The organism is Longilinea arvoryzae (genome assembly GCF_001050235.1).
GTDB classification, from domain to species: Bacteria; Chloroflexota; Anaerolineae; order Anaerolineales; family Anaerolineaceae; genus Longilinea; species Longilinea arvoryzae.
The window spans coordinates 3,124,105-3,139,880 of sequence record NZ_DF967972.1 but is presented as its reverse complement, the minus strand read 5'-3'; the positions used below and the strand labels follow the sequence as shown (position 1 = coordinate 3,139,880).

Annotated in this window: 15 protein-coding genes and 1 pseudogene; 3 read left to right on the top strand and 13 right to left on the bottom strand. The window is 54.2% G+C overall.

The features are described 5' to 3' along the window. Positions 1–25: 25 nt before the first annotated feature. The 3 genes from LARV_RS13990 to LARV_RS13980 all read right to left on the bottom strand — a co-directional run bounded on the left by LARV_RS13990 (position 26) and on the right by LARV_RS13980 (position 3,834). A complete protein-coding gene (locus tag LARV_RS13990) occupies positions 26–2,011 on the bottom strand; it encodes an amidohydrolase family protein (RefSeq protein WP_075074215.1) in 1,986 nt (661 codons plus the stop codon). Positions 2,012–2,014: 3 nt separating this feature from the next. Further along, positions 2,015–3,187 carry a competence/damage-inducible protein A gene (locus LARV_RS13985; RefSeq protein WP_075074214.1) on the bottom strand — a complete coding sequence of 391 codons (1,173 nt, stop codon included), beginning with the start codon at positions 3,185–3,187 and terminating at the stop codon, positions 2,015–2,017. A gap of 101 nt (positions 3,188–3,288) precedes the next feature. Then, entirely contained in the window at positions 3,289–3,834 is a 546-nt protein-coding gene (locus LARV_RS13980; RefSeq protein WP_075074213.1) for a hypothetical protein, read from the bottom strand. Between the two features lie 123 nt (positions 3,835–3,957). Here LARV_RS13980 and LARV_RS13975 point away from each other — a divergent pair, with 123 nt between their 5' ends. After that, the gene (locus tag LARV_RS13975; protein ID WP_075074212.1) at positions 3,958–4,329 is read left to right on the top strand and encodes a YraN family protein; all 372 of its coding nucleotides are present in this window, start codon (positions 3,958–3,960) and stop codon (positions 4,327–4,329) included. Then, positions 4,256–5,275 carry a tRNA (adenosine(37)-N6)-dimethylallyltransferase MiaA gene (gene miaA, locus LARV_RS13970; RefSeq protein WP_236709981.1) on the top strand — a complete coding sequence of 340 codons (1,020 nt, stop codon included), beginning with the start codon at positions 4,256–4,258 and terminating at the stop codon, positions 5,273–5,275. Before LARV_RS13975 ends, miaA begins: the two co-directional genes overlap by 74 nt. A 43-nt stretch (positions 5,276–5,318) precedes the next feature. Here the strand turns inward: miaA and ftsH are convergent, their stop codons facing one another. Together ftsH and LARV_RS13960 are read right to left on the bottom strand one after the other, a co-directional pair. Continuing rightward, positions 5,319–7,187, bottom strand: a complete 1,869-nt coding sequence (gene ftsH, locus LARV_RS13965) for an ATP-dependent zinc metalloprotease FtsH (protein WP_075074210.1) — start codon at positions 7,185–7,187, stop codon at positions 5,319–5,321. 183 nt (positions 7,188–7,370) lie between these two features. After that, on the bottom strand, positions 7,371–8,561 hold the full coding sequence (locus LARV_RS13960; protein WP_075074209.1) for a DinB family protein: 1,191 nt from the start codon (positions 8,559–8,561) through the stop codon (positions 7,371–7,373). A 32-nt stretch (positions 8,562–8,593) separates the two neighbouring features. On the opposite strand from LARV_RS13960, the gene LARV_RS20815 reads away from it, so the two are divergent. After that, positions 8,594–8,719 (top strand): hypothetical protein, encoded by a 126-nt coding sequence (locus LARV_RS20815; RefSeq protein WP_269084962.1) that lies wholly within the window; start codon positions 8,594–8,596, stop codon positions 8,717–8,719. Between the two features lie 272 nt (positions 8,720–8,991). On the opposite strand, the gene efp is transcribed toward LARV_RS20815, so the two are convergent. The 8 genes and pseudogenes from efp to LARV_RS13920 all read right to left on the bottom strand — a co-directional run bounded on the left by efp (position 8,992) and on the right by LARV_RS13920 (position 15,720). Next, on the bottom strand, positions 8,992–9,549 hold the full coding sequence (gene efp, locus LARV_RS13950; protein WP_075074207.1) for an elongation factor P: 558 nt from the start codon (positions 9,547–9,549) through the stop codon (positions 8,992–8,994). Positions 9,550–9,683: 134 nt separating this feature from the next. Further along, on the bottom strand, positions 9,684–10,244 hold the full coding sequence (gene hpf / locus LARV_RS13945; RefSeq protein WP_075074206.1) for a ribosome hibernation-promoting factor, HPF/YfiA family: 561 nt from the start codon (positions 10,242–10,244) through the stop codon (positions 9,684–9,686). A gap of 45 nt (positions 10,245–10,289) precedes the next feature. Next, complete coding sequence (locus LARV_RS13940) at positions 10,290–10,766, bottom strand: ComF family protein (protein ID WP_236709980.1); 477 nt, start codon at positions 10,764–10,766, stop codon at positions 10,290–10,292. A gap of 87 nt (positions 10,767–10,853) precedes the next feature. Beyond that, positions 10,854–11,009, bottom strand: a pseudogene (locus LARV_RS20960) (double zinc ribbon domain-containing protein); the annotation flags it as partial. Positions 11,010–11,062: 53 nt separating this feature from the next. Continuing rightward, the gene (locus LARV_RS13935) at positions 11,063–12,016 is read right to left on the bottom strand and encodes a type II secretion system F family protein (RefSeq protein ID WP_075074204.1); all 954 of its coding nucleotides are present in this window, start codon (positions 12,014–12,016) and stop codon (positions 11,063–11,065) included. An 18-nt stretch (positions 12,017–12,034) separates the two neighbouring features. Next, complete coding sequence (locus tag LARV_RS13930; protein ID WP_075074203.1) at positions 12,035–13,021, bottom strand: type II secretion system F family protein; 987 nt, start codon at positions 13,019–13,021, stop codon at positions 12,035–12,037. A gap of 40 nt (positions 13,022–13,061) precedes the next feature. Beyond that, positions 13,062–14,459 carry a CpaF family protein gene (locus LARV_RS13925; RefSeq protein ID WP_075074202.1) on the bottom strand — a complete coding sequence of 466 codons (1,398 nt, stop codon included), beginning with the start codon at positions 14,457–14,459 and terminating at the stop codon, positions 13,062–13,064. 19 nt (positions 14,460–14,478) lie between these two features. Beyond that, a complete protein-coding gene (locus LARV_RS13920; protein WP_075074201.1) occupies positions 14,479–15,720 on the bottom strand; it encodes a response regulator in 1,242 nt (413 codons plus the stop codon). Between the last annotated feature and the right edge of the window lie 56 nt (positions 15,721–15,776).

The window sequence follows — 15,776 nt, the reverse complement described above, 5'->3', positions numbered from 1 at the left end:
GCTGCCTCTTTTCTGATCGGGTAAGTTATTTGTTTCCCTGGCGGGCCATATCCACGTAATCTTCCGAAAGGGCATCACTCAAGGAAGCCCCCAACAACACGATCAATTCGGCGACCAGTTTTGATTTCAAATCCGCATCCGCGCGACTCCAGGTGCGGCTCTTGATTTCGAGGAACGCGCCCAGGCCGGTTGGTTTTTCGATTTGATCGACATTGATAAAGAATTCCGTCTCCTTGTAGCTCACCAGGAAGCGGCGGCGCTCTTTTTCGACTTCCAGTTCATAGATTGGCTTGAAGTATTCGCGGTAGAACCGCAGACTTTGGGTAGCCGGTGCGAGGAAACGACTGCGCGAGAGCAGGACTTTTTTGGGATATGAACGTTCGATCGCCACACCGATCAGGGTCAGGCGCGAGCGAACGCCCGTGATCTCACCCTGGTCCCCGACGAACGTATCTTCACGGTAGCGCAGCATGCCCTGTTCGGGATCCGAGAAGCAGAAGTAGGTATCGTACTGGCGATAATGGCGCCGGCGGACAATCTCGACCGGAGCCGCTTCCACAGCCTGAACGAATTTATCCGGGTTGTCGATGCGGACTTTGACCTGGACTTCGAAGCTTTCTTCCTCGGTGGCTCCGCCGATGGCAATCAGCTTGGATAGGACGGATTGTTCGCGCTGGATGAGGAAGGCATCGATGCGCTGGGCGTAATCCCGGCTGGCAAACAGGAGCGCTTTTTCATCCAGGGTGAGCAGCTCGCGATTGCGCATGACCCAACGGCCGTTGATCATCACGTCCGACACGTCTGTGGATTTGGAGGCGTAGACCACCTGGGCATAGGTGCCCTGCGGGTGGCGGCGGAAGCGCGGCGAATTGTGCAGCAGGTCGATCTCAACGAGAATCAAGTCGGCGCGTTTTCCGGGCTGGAGAGAGCCGGTAATATTGCCGATATGCATGGCCTGCGCGCCCATGCGCGTGGCCATTAAGAGCGCTGTCGAAGCCGGAAGGGCCGTCGGATCTCCGCTGGAGCCCTTGGCCAGGAAAGCGGCCAGACGAACTTCTTCGAACATATCCAGATCGTTATTCGAGGCAGGGCCATCCGTCCCGATGCCGACGTTCAATCCCTGATCCAGCATCTTCTTCACCGGCGCAATGCCCGAGGCCAATTTAAGGTTGGAAGATGGGTTATGCGCGACACCGGCCCCAACATGTTTCAAAGTGCGCATTTCGCCTTCGTCGATGTGAACGCAGTGGGCTGCCAGCACCTTGGCTTCGAACAGGTCCATCTTCTTGATATAGGGGACGACCGGCATACCCTGCTCGCGACGCACGTTCTCGACCTCGAGAGCCGTTTCGGAAATATGCGTGTGCAAGGGGATATCGTATTCGACCGCCAGCTCGGCGGAAGCGCGCAGGATCTCAGGGGTGCAGGTATAAACCGCGTGCGGCGCAATCGAAGGCACGATCAGCGGATGGCCCTTCCAACGCTGGATGAAATCGCGGCAGTAGGCCAGCGATTCCTCATAGGATTGGGCGTCCGGGGTGGGAAATTTCATGATGGACTGCGAGCAAACCGCGCGCATCCCGGCTTCGGCGGTTGCGTCCGCAATATCATCTTCGAAATAGTACATATCCGCAAAGCTGGTCACACCGCTGCGGATCATCTCGGCGCAGGCCAGTTTGGTGCCCAGGCGGACGAAATCCGGTGAGACATATTCGCGTTCGACCGGCATCATGTAGCCCTGCAGCCAGACATCCAATCGCAAATCGTCCGCCAGACCGCGCAGCAAGGTCATGGGAACGTGGGTGTGCGCATTAACCAGGCCCGGCATCAGTAATTTACCGCCGCAATCGATTTTTACCGCGGATGAATAATTTGCCAGAAGGTCTGTTTCGGGTCCAACTGCCACAATGCTATCGCCGCGCACCGCAACGGCGCCAGGTTCATATTGGTGCATCTGCTCGTCCATGGTCAGGACGATCGCGTTTGTCAATAGTAAATCGACGTTTTCCATTCCTTATTCCTTATCGCTGGGATGGGATAAAAGAGAAATACGCACAAAATTGAGTGCGGTATTGGTAGCCCACTCGGGAATATTCCCGTCAGGTCCGCCGTACTGGCGGGTTTCGATGATTGGATCTAAATCCGTTATGAAAGCCATCTCCAATCGGTTGCGTCTGGCCTGTTCGGATTGAGTCAGGGAAACGGCCAGGCCGACGGCTGGAGCATTTCCTTCCAATTTCCGGTGTAGTGCTTTGGATAAGAATTGAATTTGGTTTTCCCCCGATTCGATGCGAAGGATCGCATGCGAATCGATTGCAGCCAATCGATCGAACAACGCGGATTGGCTCCCGTCGCCGGCGATGAGTAATTTCCGGCCTTGCGCGCGCAAAAGGTCGATCACCGTGCCTTCGAGTGTATCATCATCCTGGCCAAAGATGGCGTCGCCAATCCGTTGGCGGATCTGTTCCGCGATGGGCGATATCATCTGGCCTGCCTCGGCCAGGGAAGCTGCTTTGGCGGTAATGCGAATATCGACGATACCGGGATGGGCGGCCAGGCCGACCGTGGGGTTGGGATAAGTCTCGAAATCGCCGACCCACTCGTCCACCTGCGATTCGCCAACGCCGGCGCAGTGAAGCACGAGCGCCTGGATGGTGCCGTAAAGATCGAAGCGTTCCTCCAGTAGGGGAAAGACCGCGTTTTGGAGAAGATATTCCATTTCACGCGGCACGCCGGGCAGACAGAAGACCCATGCGGTTCCGATTTTCCCCCAAAAAGCCGGCGCGGTGCCCACCGGATTTTCGATGCCGTGTGCGCCGAGCGGCAGATAGGCCTGACGTTTGTTGTTCTCCGTCGGGTTTCGGCCCATTCGGGCGTAACGGGTTTCGATCTGCCGCCAGAGTTCGGGCTCGAATTTCGATTCGACCCCCATGGCCAGCGCGATGGCATCCCGGGTGGGATCGTCGACTGTCGGTCCCAATCCGCCGGTGGTGATCAGAATATCGGCGCGCGCGGCCGCCTCCCGGATCAATGCGGAAATCCTTTGAGCGTTGTCCCCGACCAACGTCGCGCGAAAAACATCGATGCCTTTGTCGCGTAAAGCACGGGCGAGGTAATGCGTGTTGGTATCCTGTATCTCGCCCAATAACAGTTCAGTACCAATGGCAATAATTTCTGCTACCGGCATAAGGCCTCCCAGAATTACGTCTATTGTATCAGGGAACCGAAACCCTCATCGCCCGTGGTCGTGGGGAATTTTGAAAATAACCGCAAGAGATGAAAGATCCTCTACTCTTCTTCTCGGAGCCATGAACGGCCGATGAGAAAGCGATTGGAAGGACCCGTTCGCCCGGAACGGATCCGGCCGACCAACCCATTCACTTTGTTTTCGAGTTCGGATTTTGGGTCAAGGGAGTCGAGAAACCAGGCGTCTATCCTGGCATCCGCGATGAGTTTTTGAAGAGAAGCATGATCGCCGAACTGGCAATCCTGAACCCAGACGGCGGCCAGGTTCGAACGGCTCAACAAACGGGCCAACGTCTGTTGGCTGGAGGCCAGGCTAAAACCGGTTTCCTCTTTGACGATTGTCAGGGGAATGTTTTTCTGCCTGGCTATATTCGCGGCCAGCGTTTCCAGATTTTCGACCTCGGGGCCGACAGTCGGGCAATTCACGCCCGGCGGTGAAACCAGAACCCCGATTTCGAGCGGCCTTTCGGGGCCGACCTGAATACAACCAGCCGGATCGGAGCAGCGCACGGAGTCTCGCATTGCAACGGAGGCCAGGGCGAAAATCAGCAGGATAAAGAAGGTGATCGACAGGTTTCGTTTAGCCATGCTTTGGCTCGGAAGAATTGGATGGGTAAAGTGTAGCATGGTTTGCGGCACGTTCGATAATACGTCGTGTAGCCATATCTCGAAAGGATAGGGCTTCCGAAGTGCGTGTATAATGAGAACGCAATGGTTGAGAAAACACACAGGCAACGCGTCGGCAGGTGGGGTGAGGATATCGCCGTCCGCTATCTGGAGGCGCGCCAGTTGAAGCTGGTCGAACGAAACGCGCACACTCCGTATGGCGAGATCGACCTGGTCATGATGGACGGCGAAGATATCGTATTTGTGGAAGTCAAGACGCGAACCACCGCCGCTTTCGGCTTACCGGAAGAAGCCATTACCGTTCGCAAACGCGAGCACATGATTCACTCCGCAGAAGCCTACTTGCAGGAGCGCAATACCCTGCCGGATACCTGGCGGATCGATGTCGTTGCCATTCGTGGAAAGCCATCTCAAGCCGATCCTGAAATCGAATGGTTTCAAAATGCAGTGGTGTAACTTTCCCGATCCGTTGATCGTCATCCTTGGCCCGACCGCGGTCGGGAAAACCGAATTATCGATTCGCCTGGCAGAAGCGCTGAATGGCGAGATCATATCAGCCGATTCGCGCCTGTTTTACCGCGGAATGGATATCGGTACGGCCAAACCGACCCGGGCCGAAATGCTGCGCGTACCTCATCACCTGATCGATGTATGCGATCCGGATGAGACCTGGAGCCTGGCGGTTTTCCAGCGGGCTGCGCAGGAAGCCATCCGGGATATCCATTCGCGCAATAAACTGCCGCTTCTGGTTGGCGGCACGGGGCAGTATGTGCGCGCGGTGATCGAAGGCTGGCAGATTCCCGCTCAGCAGCCTGACCCGCGTCTGCGCCAGGCGCTGGAAAAATGGGCGGTTGAAATAGGTCCGGATGAAATGCATCGCCGCCTGGCGTTGATCGATCCAGTCGCAGCCGGACGCATTTTGCCGGGAAATGTACGCCGCACGATCCGCGCCCTGGAGGTGATCTTCAACACCGGCAGGCGCTTCGACGAGCAGCGCACGAAAGGTGGATCGCCTTTCTCTCTTTTGATGCTGGGGTTGAAAAGGCCGCGGGCTGAGATTTATGCGCGGGTGGATGCGCGCATCGAAGCTATGCTGAAGGATGGCATGTTGGATGAGGTGCGCGGATTGCTGGCGAAAGGTTATTCGGCTGACCTGCCCTCCATGTCCGCCATTGGCTACCGCGAAATGACGGACGTCGTGCAGGGAAAAATGACACTGGATGAGGCGGTTACGGAAATGAAAAGCCTGACCCACCAGTTCGTCCGCCGCCAGGCCAACTGGTTCAAGGAAACCGATCCGGATATTCATTGGTTCAATGCGGCCGAGGACTGCCTGCCGCAAATGATCACATTGATCCAATCGGGGCAGGGGTGGTTGCCCCGGAGCCGGACGGAGGAATGAATAAAAAGAGAGCGATTTCTCGCTCTCTTTTTGGTTGTCTGTCTTAATGAGCTCCGTTGTTCCCGTTTAGCATCGGGATTCCGGTGCGTTTTGGATTGGGGGGCGGAAAGATCTTCTCGAACTCATCCCGCGAGAGAGTCTCCACTTCCAACAAACGGGTTGCGACTTCATTCAGCTCGTTCCGGTATTTCTGCAGGATGGCGCGAGCTTTTTCATAAGCATCGGCGACCAGTTTGTGAACTTCCGCGTCGATCTGTTCCGCCACTGCTTCCGAATAATCCCGCTGTTCCGAGATCTCGCGTCCCAGGAAGATCAGCTCTTCCTTTTGGCCGTAGACCATGGGGCCCATCGAGTCGCTCATACCCAGGCGGGTAACCATCTGGCGGGCCAGTTGTGTGACGCGTTCGATGTCATTGGATGCACCTGAGGTGATGTCGTCGAAGACGGCCTCTTCAGCGGCGCGCCCGCCCATCAAGCCAATCATTTCGGCAATGAGTTTCTTCTTTGGCATCAGCATGCGATCTTCCGTGGGCAGCGCTAGCGTATATCCACCCGCCATACCGCGCGGAATGATCGAAACCTTCTGCACTGGATCGGACTCGGGGATTGCGTTCATCACTACGGCATGACCCGCTTCATGGTAAGCGATGATGCGCTTTTCGTCCGCATTGATGAGGCGACTCTTGCGTTCGGGGCCGGCAATCACGCGTTCGATGGCTTCTTCGAACTCGCTCTGCGTGATGACCTTCTTATTCCGTCGGGCGGCCAGAATGGCGGCTTCATTGACCAGGTTTTCAAGGTCAGCACCGACGAAGCCAGGCGTCGAACGGGCAATGACGTCCAGGTTGACCTCGGGCGCCAGGGGTTTGCCCTTGACATGTACCTTAAGAATGGCTTCACGGCCGCGTACATCCGGGCGATCCAGGGTTACACGGCGGTCGAAACGACCGGGGCGTAACAGGGCCGGATCGAGAATGTCGGGGCGGTTCGTGGCAGCCATAATGATGATGTTGGTATCGGTATCGAAACCGTCCATCTCGACCAGCATCTGGTTGAGGGTCTGCTCGCGTTCGTCGTGGCTTCCGCCCAGGCCGGCACCGCGCTGGCGGCCAACCGCATCGATTTCATCGACGAATACGATGCAGGGCGAATGACGTTTGGCCTGGTCGAACAGATCGCGCACCCGGCTCGCGCCGACGCCGACGAACATTTCAACGAATTCCGAACCCGAGATCGAGAAGAAGGGCACGCCGGCTTCACCGGAAACGGCTTTGGCAAGGAGTGTCTTGCCGGTTCCGGGAGGTCCGACCAGCAGGACGCCCTTCGGAATTCGCGCTCCAAGACTGATGAATTTTTGCGGCTCGCGCAAAAATTCCACCACTTCCTTGAGTTCTTCTTTGGCTTCTTCCACCCCTGCCACATCGACGAACGTTACCGTGGGATGATCTCCGGTAAACATTCGGGCGCGGGACTTGCCGAAAGACATGGCGGCATTATTGCTACCCTGAGCCTGGCGGAAGATAAAGAAGAAAGCTCCTGCCAGCAGGATGAAGGGCAGGATATATCCCAGGGCGGTTAAAACACCCACCCAGGCGCTTGGCGGTCGAATGATGATGTGGATATTTTCATAGGCCAACTGCTGCTGGGTAACGCCCAGATCGAGTAGCTGTTGAACCAGAGTGGCGTTTTGTTCCTTGGTCGATTCACCCATCGTTCCATCGCGGTAGGTGATGACCAGATTGTCTTCGTTTTCCTCAATTTTCGCGACGGTGCCACTCTTGATGTCACCGGCCACCTGGTTGAGGGTTAAGCTCTCGGTCGTCGTTCGTTGACCCACACTGTAAACCACCAGCACGATGATGGCGATAAACAGCAGGAGGTAAACAACGTAGGATTGATTTCTCGAATTCACAAATACCTCCAAATGAACGATGCAGGATCTAAACAGGCTGCATCAGTACATATTCTCTCTTAGAATTATACCAATCTTAAGAATCATAAACCAGTTTTTTTCACGGGTTGGGGAATAATTAATAAAACTCTTATGAAAAATAAGAGAATCTTTGCCAGGAACCCCGCCTTGATTGCGTATAGATTATTCACCCTTCAACCAACGCATGGTTTTCGCGACCTGCCGGATATGATTTTGGTCGTGCGTGATGGTGAATGCAAGCAGTTCGCCCAACGTCGTCGGTCCGAAAATGGCATGCCGCGCCGGGCGAGACCAGTCGGCCGCACCTAATTGCTGCAATTGAAGTAACAATCGAGTGCGCGCCTGGGTAAAATCCTCCAATGCGCGGATCGGATTTTCCTGAAGGTAGTGGCGCTTTTCCGCCCAGACATCGGTCACTTCCGCGGTAATAAAGGGCGTGTCTTCGTGTTGAATTCGTTGGGTGCGCGGGATCGTGACCTCGATATCCACATCTCGAAGGTGGCAGAAGATCTCTCCCAATGACCATTCATTTTCCTTCGGCCTCTGGTTCCACCGATTTGTGTCCAACCCGGCGGAAAGCGTTTGGAGCGCGGCGGGAGCGCTGCTCAGCAAGGCAGTCAATGCCTGGGGAGTCTGCGGTTGGGTGGGCTGGCTCTTGGCTACTTTCTTCAACCAGGTTTTCAACTGCGAAAAGTTACCGGCGTTCGCGCCGTTCTGCGAGGCTTCGACCTGAAGGTGGAAGGTTGAAATTCCTAGCGCCTGAGCGGGTTGGATATCCTCTTTCAGGCTGTTCCCGACCATTACCGCGGGACCTTCCGGCCATTCCAATTGGCCCAGAATTTCAGCGAAATAAGCCGGGTTGGGTTTGGCGAAATGGAAAGTCTCGAAAGAGGTCACCAGCGCGAAAGGATATTTCGTCACGGGCAGACCTGCCCAAGCCAGACGCTGCTCGATGGCGGTTTTCGGAAATAGCGGATTGGTGGCAATCGCGATCCGATAACCCTGAGAAAACGCCCATTCGACGAATTCAACGGCATCCGGCCGGACGCTCGTGACCGATTTCAGGGCTGGATAAGCGTTTGCATAAAAATCGGCGAGTTGCGCAGAAAGCTCATTTTTCGCGCAACCTATTCCCGGGTAAAATACTTCATCAAAAGCCTGTTCGAGGGTTTTTCCCGGCAACTGGTTTTGCACCATTGCCTTGGTCCCGGCCAGCAGGAATTGGATCATTCGATCCTGGGGAACGCGATTTTGAAGATGACTGCTCAATTCCTGGAGATAAGCCGGTAGAAAACGCTCCATCTCATTCGTGAGCAGTGTGTCATCCATGTCGAGTAATACTGTCAGGCTCATTCTTTTTTATCCGTAAATATTGAGTCCAGTGGATGGCACAGTCCGCAACCCACTTCCGGCTCTTCGACCGCTTTTTCAGCCCGGGTGCAGTACGCGGTTACCTGAACCCGGCGAAACAGGCCCAGGAAACCGCCGGACACTTTCCCATCGAGAATTAGGTTGGGGCAGGCATTCGCGCGGATGATCTCGGGGACCGGGCACTTTTTACACAGATCCCGGGTCCAATGGTGGGGAGGCGCTGCATTCCCAATCAACCGGCACTCTTCCGTGTTGCGCCCGCGGAAATAATTTCCGTAGAAGTATCGGCATTCGAAACCGGCTGGCGTTCGCATTCAGACCTCGCTAATATGAAAAAGCCTACGCTCAGAAGAGGCAGGCCTTTTGCTGATGGGATTGTATACAGAAAAAATGTCGGATGAGACCAATCTCATTATACACGGGTGACGTAAGCGCCGGTGCGGGTATCGACGCGGATGGTATCGCCTTCTTTAACGAAATAAGGTACATCGACTTTCGTGCCGGTTTCAACCGTCACCTTTTTTGTGACGCCAGTGGCGGTGTCGCCCTTGACGGCCATTTCAGCTTCGGTGACTTTCAAATCCACGGAGGTCGGCAGTTCGATATCGATGGCTTCATTGTTATAGAATGTCAGTTTCACCTGAAGCTCTTCCTTGAGGTACCCGGCTGCTTCACCCAAAACATGGGAAGAAATGCCGTACTGCTCGAAGGTCTCGATATCCATGAAGTAATAGGTATCGCCGTCGGTATACAGATAGGTCGAATTATGGAAGTCGAGGCGAGCCTCGGCAACCTGGTTGCCCGAGATGAAAGTCTTTTCGATCGTGGAGCCAGTGCGCAAATTGCGGGCTTTTACCCGAATGGTGGCATTGCCGCGCCCCGGTTTGTTGAAATAGTATTCAAGAACCTTGTACAGGTTCCCGTCGAGTTCGAAAGTTACGCCTTTCCGTAGTTCATTTACATCAATCATAACAAACAGCCTTCTTTTTGGTTTTGGGAATAAATCCGCTGAATTATAGCGCGATGTATTGCGTGTGACAAGGCAAGCTTAGAAAAAAACTGCCGGGTTGATACCCGGCAGTCTGGTTTACCCTCCACAGCGTCTCAGCGAAGCTGAGGTTCGATCAAACCGTAAGAGCCATCCACCCGGCGGTAGAGAACATTGATGGAATCGGTTGCCGCATTGAAGAAAACGAAGAAATTATCATGCTGCAACAATTTCATCTGTTCGATGGCTTCGAGTTCATCCATCGGAATCAGGTCGAATTTCTTGCGCCGGGCAATGACGGGGACGAATTCCTCCTCGACGGCAGATGTTTCTTTCACAACCTCTGAGGCAGGTGTGCCATCTCCGCGACCCCGATTGCGCTTTCCCTTCAATCGCTCGATCTGCCGTTGCATTTTATCGACAGCAGCATCAATGGCTGCAAAGATATCATCCGCGCTTTCTTCGGTGCGGAGGATGAAACCTTTGCCGCGGATTGTGATTTGAGCGACCTGCCGGTCCGCTGCGCTTCGAGCGGCTTTGACGTACGCCAGATCAACGCGTGTATCCTCAGCATCGCTAATAAAGCGATCGAGTTTCGAGACCTTCTTCTGGACATACTCGTTGATGCGGTCAGTTACTTCCAAATTTCTGGCATAGACGTCAATTTTGAGTGCCATAGGTCCCTCCTGAAAAGTGGGTAGATACGAAAAGGTTCCCTGACTTCATACAATACCGGCAAAGCTCGCAGAATCGGATGAAAAATCCTGCAAGACAGCCCTGGCCAGGGTTAACCCGTAAACTGATAAAGCGCCCGCTGCATGGAGCGCACTTGCACAAGCCCGAAGAGTGGATCCAGTTGTGGTCACGTCGTCGATTACGACGACCGTTTTGTTCCTTATCAGGTTCGCGTTCGCCCAAAAAGCATCCCGAACGTTGATATCTCTTTCTTTTGCCGATAACCCCACCTGTGTACGAGTCTCTCGTGTTCGTTTTAGCGCCTGCGGCAGGAAAGGAATTTGTCGAACCAATGCCAGTGGTCTGGCCAATAAGTTAGATTGATTATAACCACGTTCTGTAAGATGTGCATTAGATAATGGCACGGAGGTTACGCAATCCAACGGCCAATCCAATATCGCAACGAGATCGATGATTTGTTTCGCCAAAGCTTCACCCAGGCCAATATCCCGATCGTATTTCAAGCGATGGATGGCTTTTCGGATCGGTCCATTGAATACCACGGCCGACCGCAACTGCGTGAAAGCCGGGGGCTCAGACAGACACCGGCCACACAGGCGTCCCCCCGGATTCGGATTACCGCAAACCGGGCAAATTTCCGCAGGCAGGGTTTCGATGCTGGCCTGGCAATTGTCGCACCATCGTTCGCCAAATTGATTACACCCGCCGCAATAAGGTGGGTAAACCCAATCGACGGCTTCCCACATCCAATGGTAGAGGAGATAAGCAGGGGGCTTTTTGATGCCCGGGCTCCTTATGATTACATGCCGAACATTTGACCCAGGCCGGAATGCATCATTCTCAAAGCGGCCGGGGTCAGCAGAACGACCATCAAAGCCGGGAAAATCAATAGAACCATTGGGACGAGCATCTTGATAGGGACCTTGTGCGCCTTTTCCTCGGCGAGTTGGCGGCGTTTCATACGCATTTGGTCGGATTGGATGCGCAGCACTTTCGACAGCGAAACACCCAATTGTTCCGACTGGATGACGGCTGCGACAAAACTGGTCATTTCCGCAAGACCGATCCGGTCTGCCATATCGCGCAGAGCTTCGCGTCGAATTTTCCCGAGCTGAACTTCAGCGATGACGCGGGCAAAGGCCATGGACAATTCGGTCTGCCATTTTTCACTGACTTTGGCCATGGCGGCATCAAAACCCAGACCTGCCTCGACGCAGATGGTCAAGAGATCCAGGGCATCCGGCATGGCTTTGCGAATGCTATCCTGGCGTTTGCTGATTTTACTGGATAACCAGAGTTGCGGGAAATAGAAACCCAACGCAGTAAACAGGCCGGAGATCAGGATAAGCTTCCCGGTGGCCATTTTGGTCGGGCCAAGTGTGAGGACCAGGGAAATCAAAGCGCCGAAACCGATGCCGGCAATGAATTGCATTGCCAGAATCATCGTCGGATCCAGCTTGGCGGGGCTGCCGGCCAATTCCAATTTTCGAGAGATCGAATTCAGGGCATTTTGCGGGGTGAATTTGATGGCCAATTCACCCAGCTTGCGCGCGACAGGATAAATCACGCGTTCTGTAAAGGGTTGTGAAAGTTCCAGCTTGCGTAAGTCGACCGATTCGCCTTTGGAGGTGAATTCTTCGAGGCGGTTTTGAAGAGCGCGATTATCGACCCGATCCGGGGAACGCAAGCCGATGACGGTCAAGGTTATGGCGCCAATGAGGACGACTGCAATCAAAATGAGAACTGGAACCATGGGCTACCTTCTTTCTGTTTAGACTTCAATCTGACCCATCTTATTCATCACGAAGTAGCCAATGATGATCAGCAAGGCGCCAACGCCCAGCGAAATGTACCCGCAGGGAAGGGGTGTGTTGTTGGCATCCTTGAAGAACTCCATCATGTATTCGCGGTTCAAAGCGTAAAGAATGGCCATCAGGATAAGCGGCATCATCGACAGGAAGCGCCCTGAATACATGACCTGCGCCGTAAGAACGCGAATTTCGCCTTTGATGCGGACGCGCTCGCGAATGGTATAGGAAATGGTATCGAGAATTTCGGCCAGGTTTCCACCAACTTCGCGTTGAACGTTGATCGCGGTAATGATCAGGTCCAGATCGTCGCTGGGGATGCGATTGAGCAGATTATCGAGGGCCCTTTCCATGGGAACGCCCAGTTGCATTTCCTGGACAACCCGGCGAAATTCATCGCAGATGGGGCTGGGCAGTTCTTTGCTGACCGATTCCATGGCCTGCATGGTGGAATAACCGGCGCGCAGGCCATTCACCATCAGGTTGAGCATATCGCCCAACTGGTCATTGAATTTGACCAGGCGCTTGGCCTGTAAACTCTTGACATACATTCCGGGCAACGCTGAACCGATCAAAGCCCCCAACAGGGCCATCACAATGCTCTTGCCGCCGATGAAGAACAGGACGAAGCCAACAGCAAAGGCGACAATGATGATTACGGCAATGTATTCGCCCGATTTCAGCTTCAAATCTGCCCGGGCAAGGTTTTTCGAGACACGGTCGCCGTAAGAGGATTTCTCGACTTTTCGGTTAAGCCAATCGGTCAGCGCGGCGGTTTTTTCGCGATTATCCGTTTCGATGACGTGGCCGGCGGCCAGATATCGGTCCAACCGTTCATCGACATCGGACTTTTCAGATTTAAGCGAAACAACCAGGCCGACCACCAGGATGACGACCGCCAGGCCACCGCCGGCAATCAGGAAGTAGATCGGGTTTATGCCATTGAGCATGTCATCCTCTTTCTTGACGCTATTTCAGGTAACAAGAAGATCAGAAGCGACGGCGTTCGCCGATACCAAAAATGGAAGGTGGAAGGTGAATTCCGGAGGCTTCTATTGTTTCGATGAATTTCGGCCGCAGACCGGTTGGGCGCAGACGACCTTGCACCTTGCCATTCTCCAATCCGGTTTGCTCGAAAACGAATAGATCCGTCATGGTGATGATGTCGCCTTCCATGCCGGTCACTTCGGTGATATTGACGATTTTACGGGTACCATCCCGCATACGCGCCTGGTGCACGACCAGGTTGATGGCTGAAGAAACCTGCTCTCGAATGGCGCGGACGGGCAAATCCATGCCGGCCATCAAGACCATCGTCTCGAGACGAGCGAGAGTATCGCGGGGTGAGTTGGAGTGGGCGGTGGTCATGGAGCCATCATGGCCGGTGTTCATGGCCTGAAGCATATCGATGGCCGCTTCATCACGAATTTCGCCGACGATGATTCGGTCGGGGCGCATGCGCAACGCATTGACGACCAGAGCGCGAATGGTGACTTCACCGCGGCCTTCAATGTTTGGCGGGCGTGATTCGAGTGTGACGACGTGCTCCTGGCGAAGCTGAAGTTCAGCCGCGTTTTCAATGGTGACGATGCGTTCATCGGATGGAATATAGCCAGAAAGTACGTTCAAGAGGGTGGTCTTGCCCGAACCGGTACCACCTGAGATGATGATATTGACACGCGACTTGACGCACGCCTCCAAGAATTCGACCGCTTCGGGTGTGACACTGCCAAAGGAAACCATCTGGTCGACGGTGATGGGGGTCTTGGAAAATTTACGAATGGTCAGGACCGGACCCACCAACGAAATGGGGGGAATGACAGCATTCACACGCGAGCCATCCGGCAGACGGGCATCCACGTACGGGCTGGATTCATCGATGCGGCGTCCCAGAGGTGCGACGATGCGCTCGATGATGCGCATGACGTGATCGTTACTCTCGAAGGTCAGCGGCACGCGGAACAGCTTTCCTTTACGTTCCACATAGATATTCTTGGCGCCATTGACCATGATTTCGGTTACGGATTCGTCATCCAGAAGGGGCTGCAAGGGACCAAACCCGAGAATTTCGGCCGCAATTTGCTCGAACATCCGGGCGCGCTCGGGCCTGGAGAGGACGATGTTTTCTTCATTGAGGATTTGCTCGAAGAGCTCCTGGATGGTCCGGCGAACATCCGCCGATTTGGAGATATCCATACCCGGGTCGAGTGTCGAGAGTAATTTCCCCTGGACGCGGTTTTTTAGATCTTGATAAGTATCCTGCGAGGTTTGAATTCCGGGCGCCGAGACCCTCCGCGCCGTCATGGGCTGCCCGCTTCCGCCGTCTGAGCCACCCGGTTTGGATGGCGTTTGCCCATTTTCATTCTGAAGCCGTTTCAAAATTGACATGGATTAAACTCCCAACCGTTTACTTTCGTGAAGGTTTACTGTCAATTTCTGTCGCCGCAAGTTGATCGATCCTTTGGCGGCATAAATCGGCCAGCGAAGAGATGGTGCGGGTTATCGGGGCAGATTTTTGTTCGAGAACAAAAGGAACGCCTTTGTTCACGGAAATTGGAACGATGTGTTCATCCATTGGAATCGCCATCGAAATTTCCTGTCGAAGGCTTTCGCCGACTCTTTCAGGGGTGATGAGAATCTTCTTATCGTACTTGTTCATGACGAACAATATTCGCTTCCGATTGATGCCGGTCGCGTCGGCAATCCCCAGGAAAAGATTGATGCTTTTGATCGCTGGAATATCTTGCGTGGTCAATAAGATGATCAAATCAGCAATGTCGAGGGCGGATTGGACCGTTTCGGTAAGATAAGAAGTCGTGTCGACGACAATGTATGCATACAACTGGCGGAGATACTGGATGAGCTTGGAGAACTGCTCACCGCTTACCTCTTCACTATACTCCGGACGGGGCGGGGCTGCAAGTACGTCCAGGCCTGAAGCGGCGTGGGTCACCATCACCTCTTGAACGACATCCGGATCCAACTCATCGACCCGGGGCGCCAGGTCCAGGATCGTGTTTTTCCCCTGTTGGTTTAGGAATACAGCCACATCCCCGAATTGCAGACTTCCATCGATCAGACAGGTTTTTTCACTGGCTTGCAACGTAATTGCCAGATTGGTCGCGATGGTCGTCCGACCGGTCCCACCTTTGGGACTGTAAATGACGATGACCTTGCCATTCTTGCCCAGGATTGGGGTGGCAACCGTGGTTCCATTGGGCCCGGTGACGGTTGTGAAGGGGGATGTGGATTTCTGGCGTTCATCATGACCCATTGCGCCGGCGCGGCGGATGGCCGAGGTGAGCTCATCGATCATGGGGGGTTTGGTCAGAAAATCGCGCGCGCCGGCCAGCATGGCCCGGCGCATGTAATTTGGATCGCTTTGAACGGAGAGGATCACCACCTGGGAGAAAGGTACTTTTTTCCGAATGGCTTCCGTGGCTGAAATTCCATCCATGTCGGGCATGTTGATGTCCATCAGGATGACGTCGGGTTTGTGTTGATTCGCAAGATCGATGGCTTCGCGACCGGTCCGGGCTTCAGCAATCACTTCAATGGACGTATCGAACTGAAGCATACGTTTCAGGTTGTCGCGAGTTTCAGCGATATCATCAACAATAAGAACGCGAATCTTCTCCAAAGCAGGCATAAAATCTCCCGGAAATCACTTGATAACAGGTGGAGATCCTCTCCTCCGATAAATAA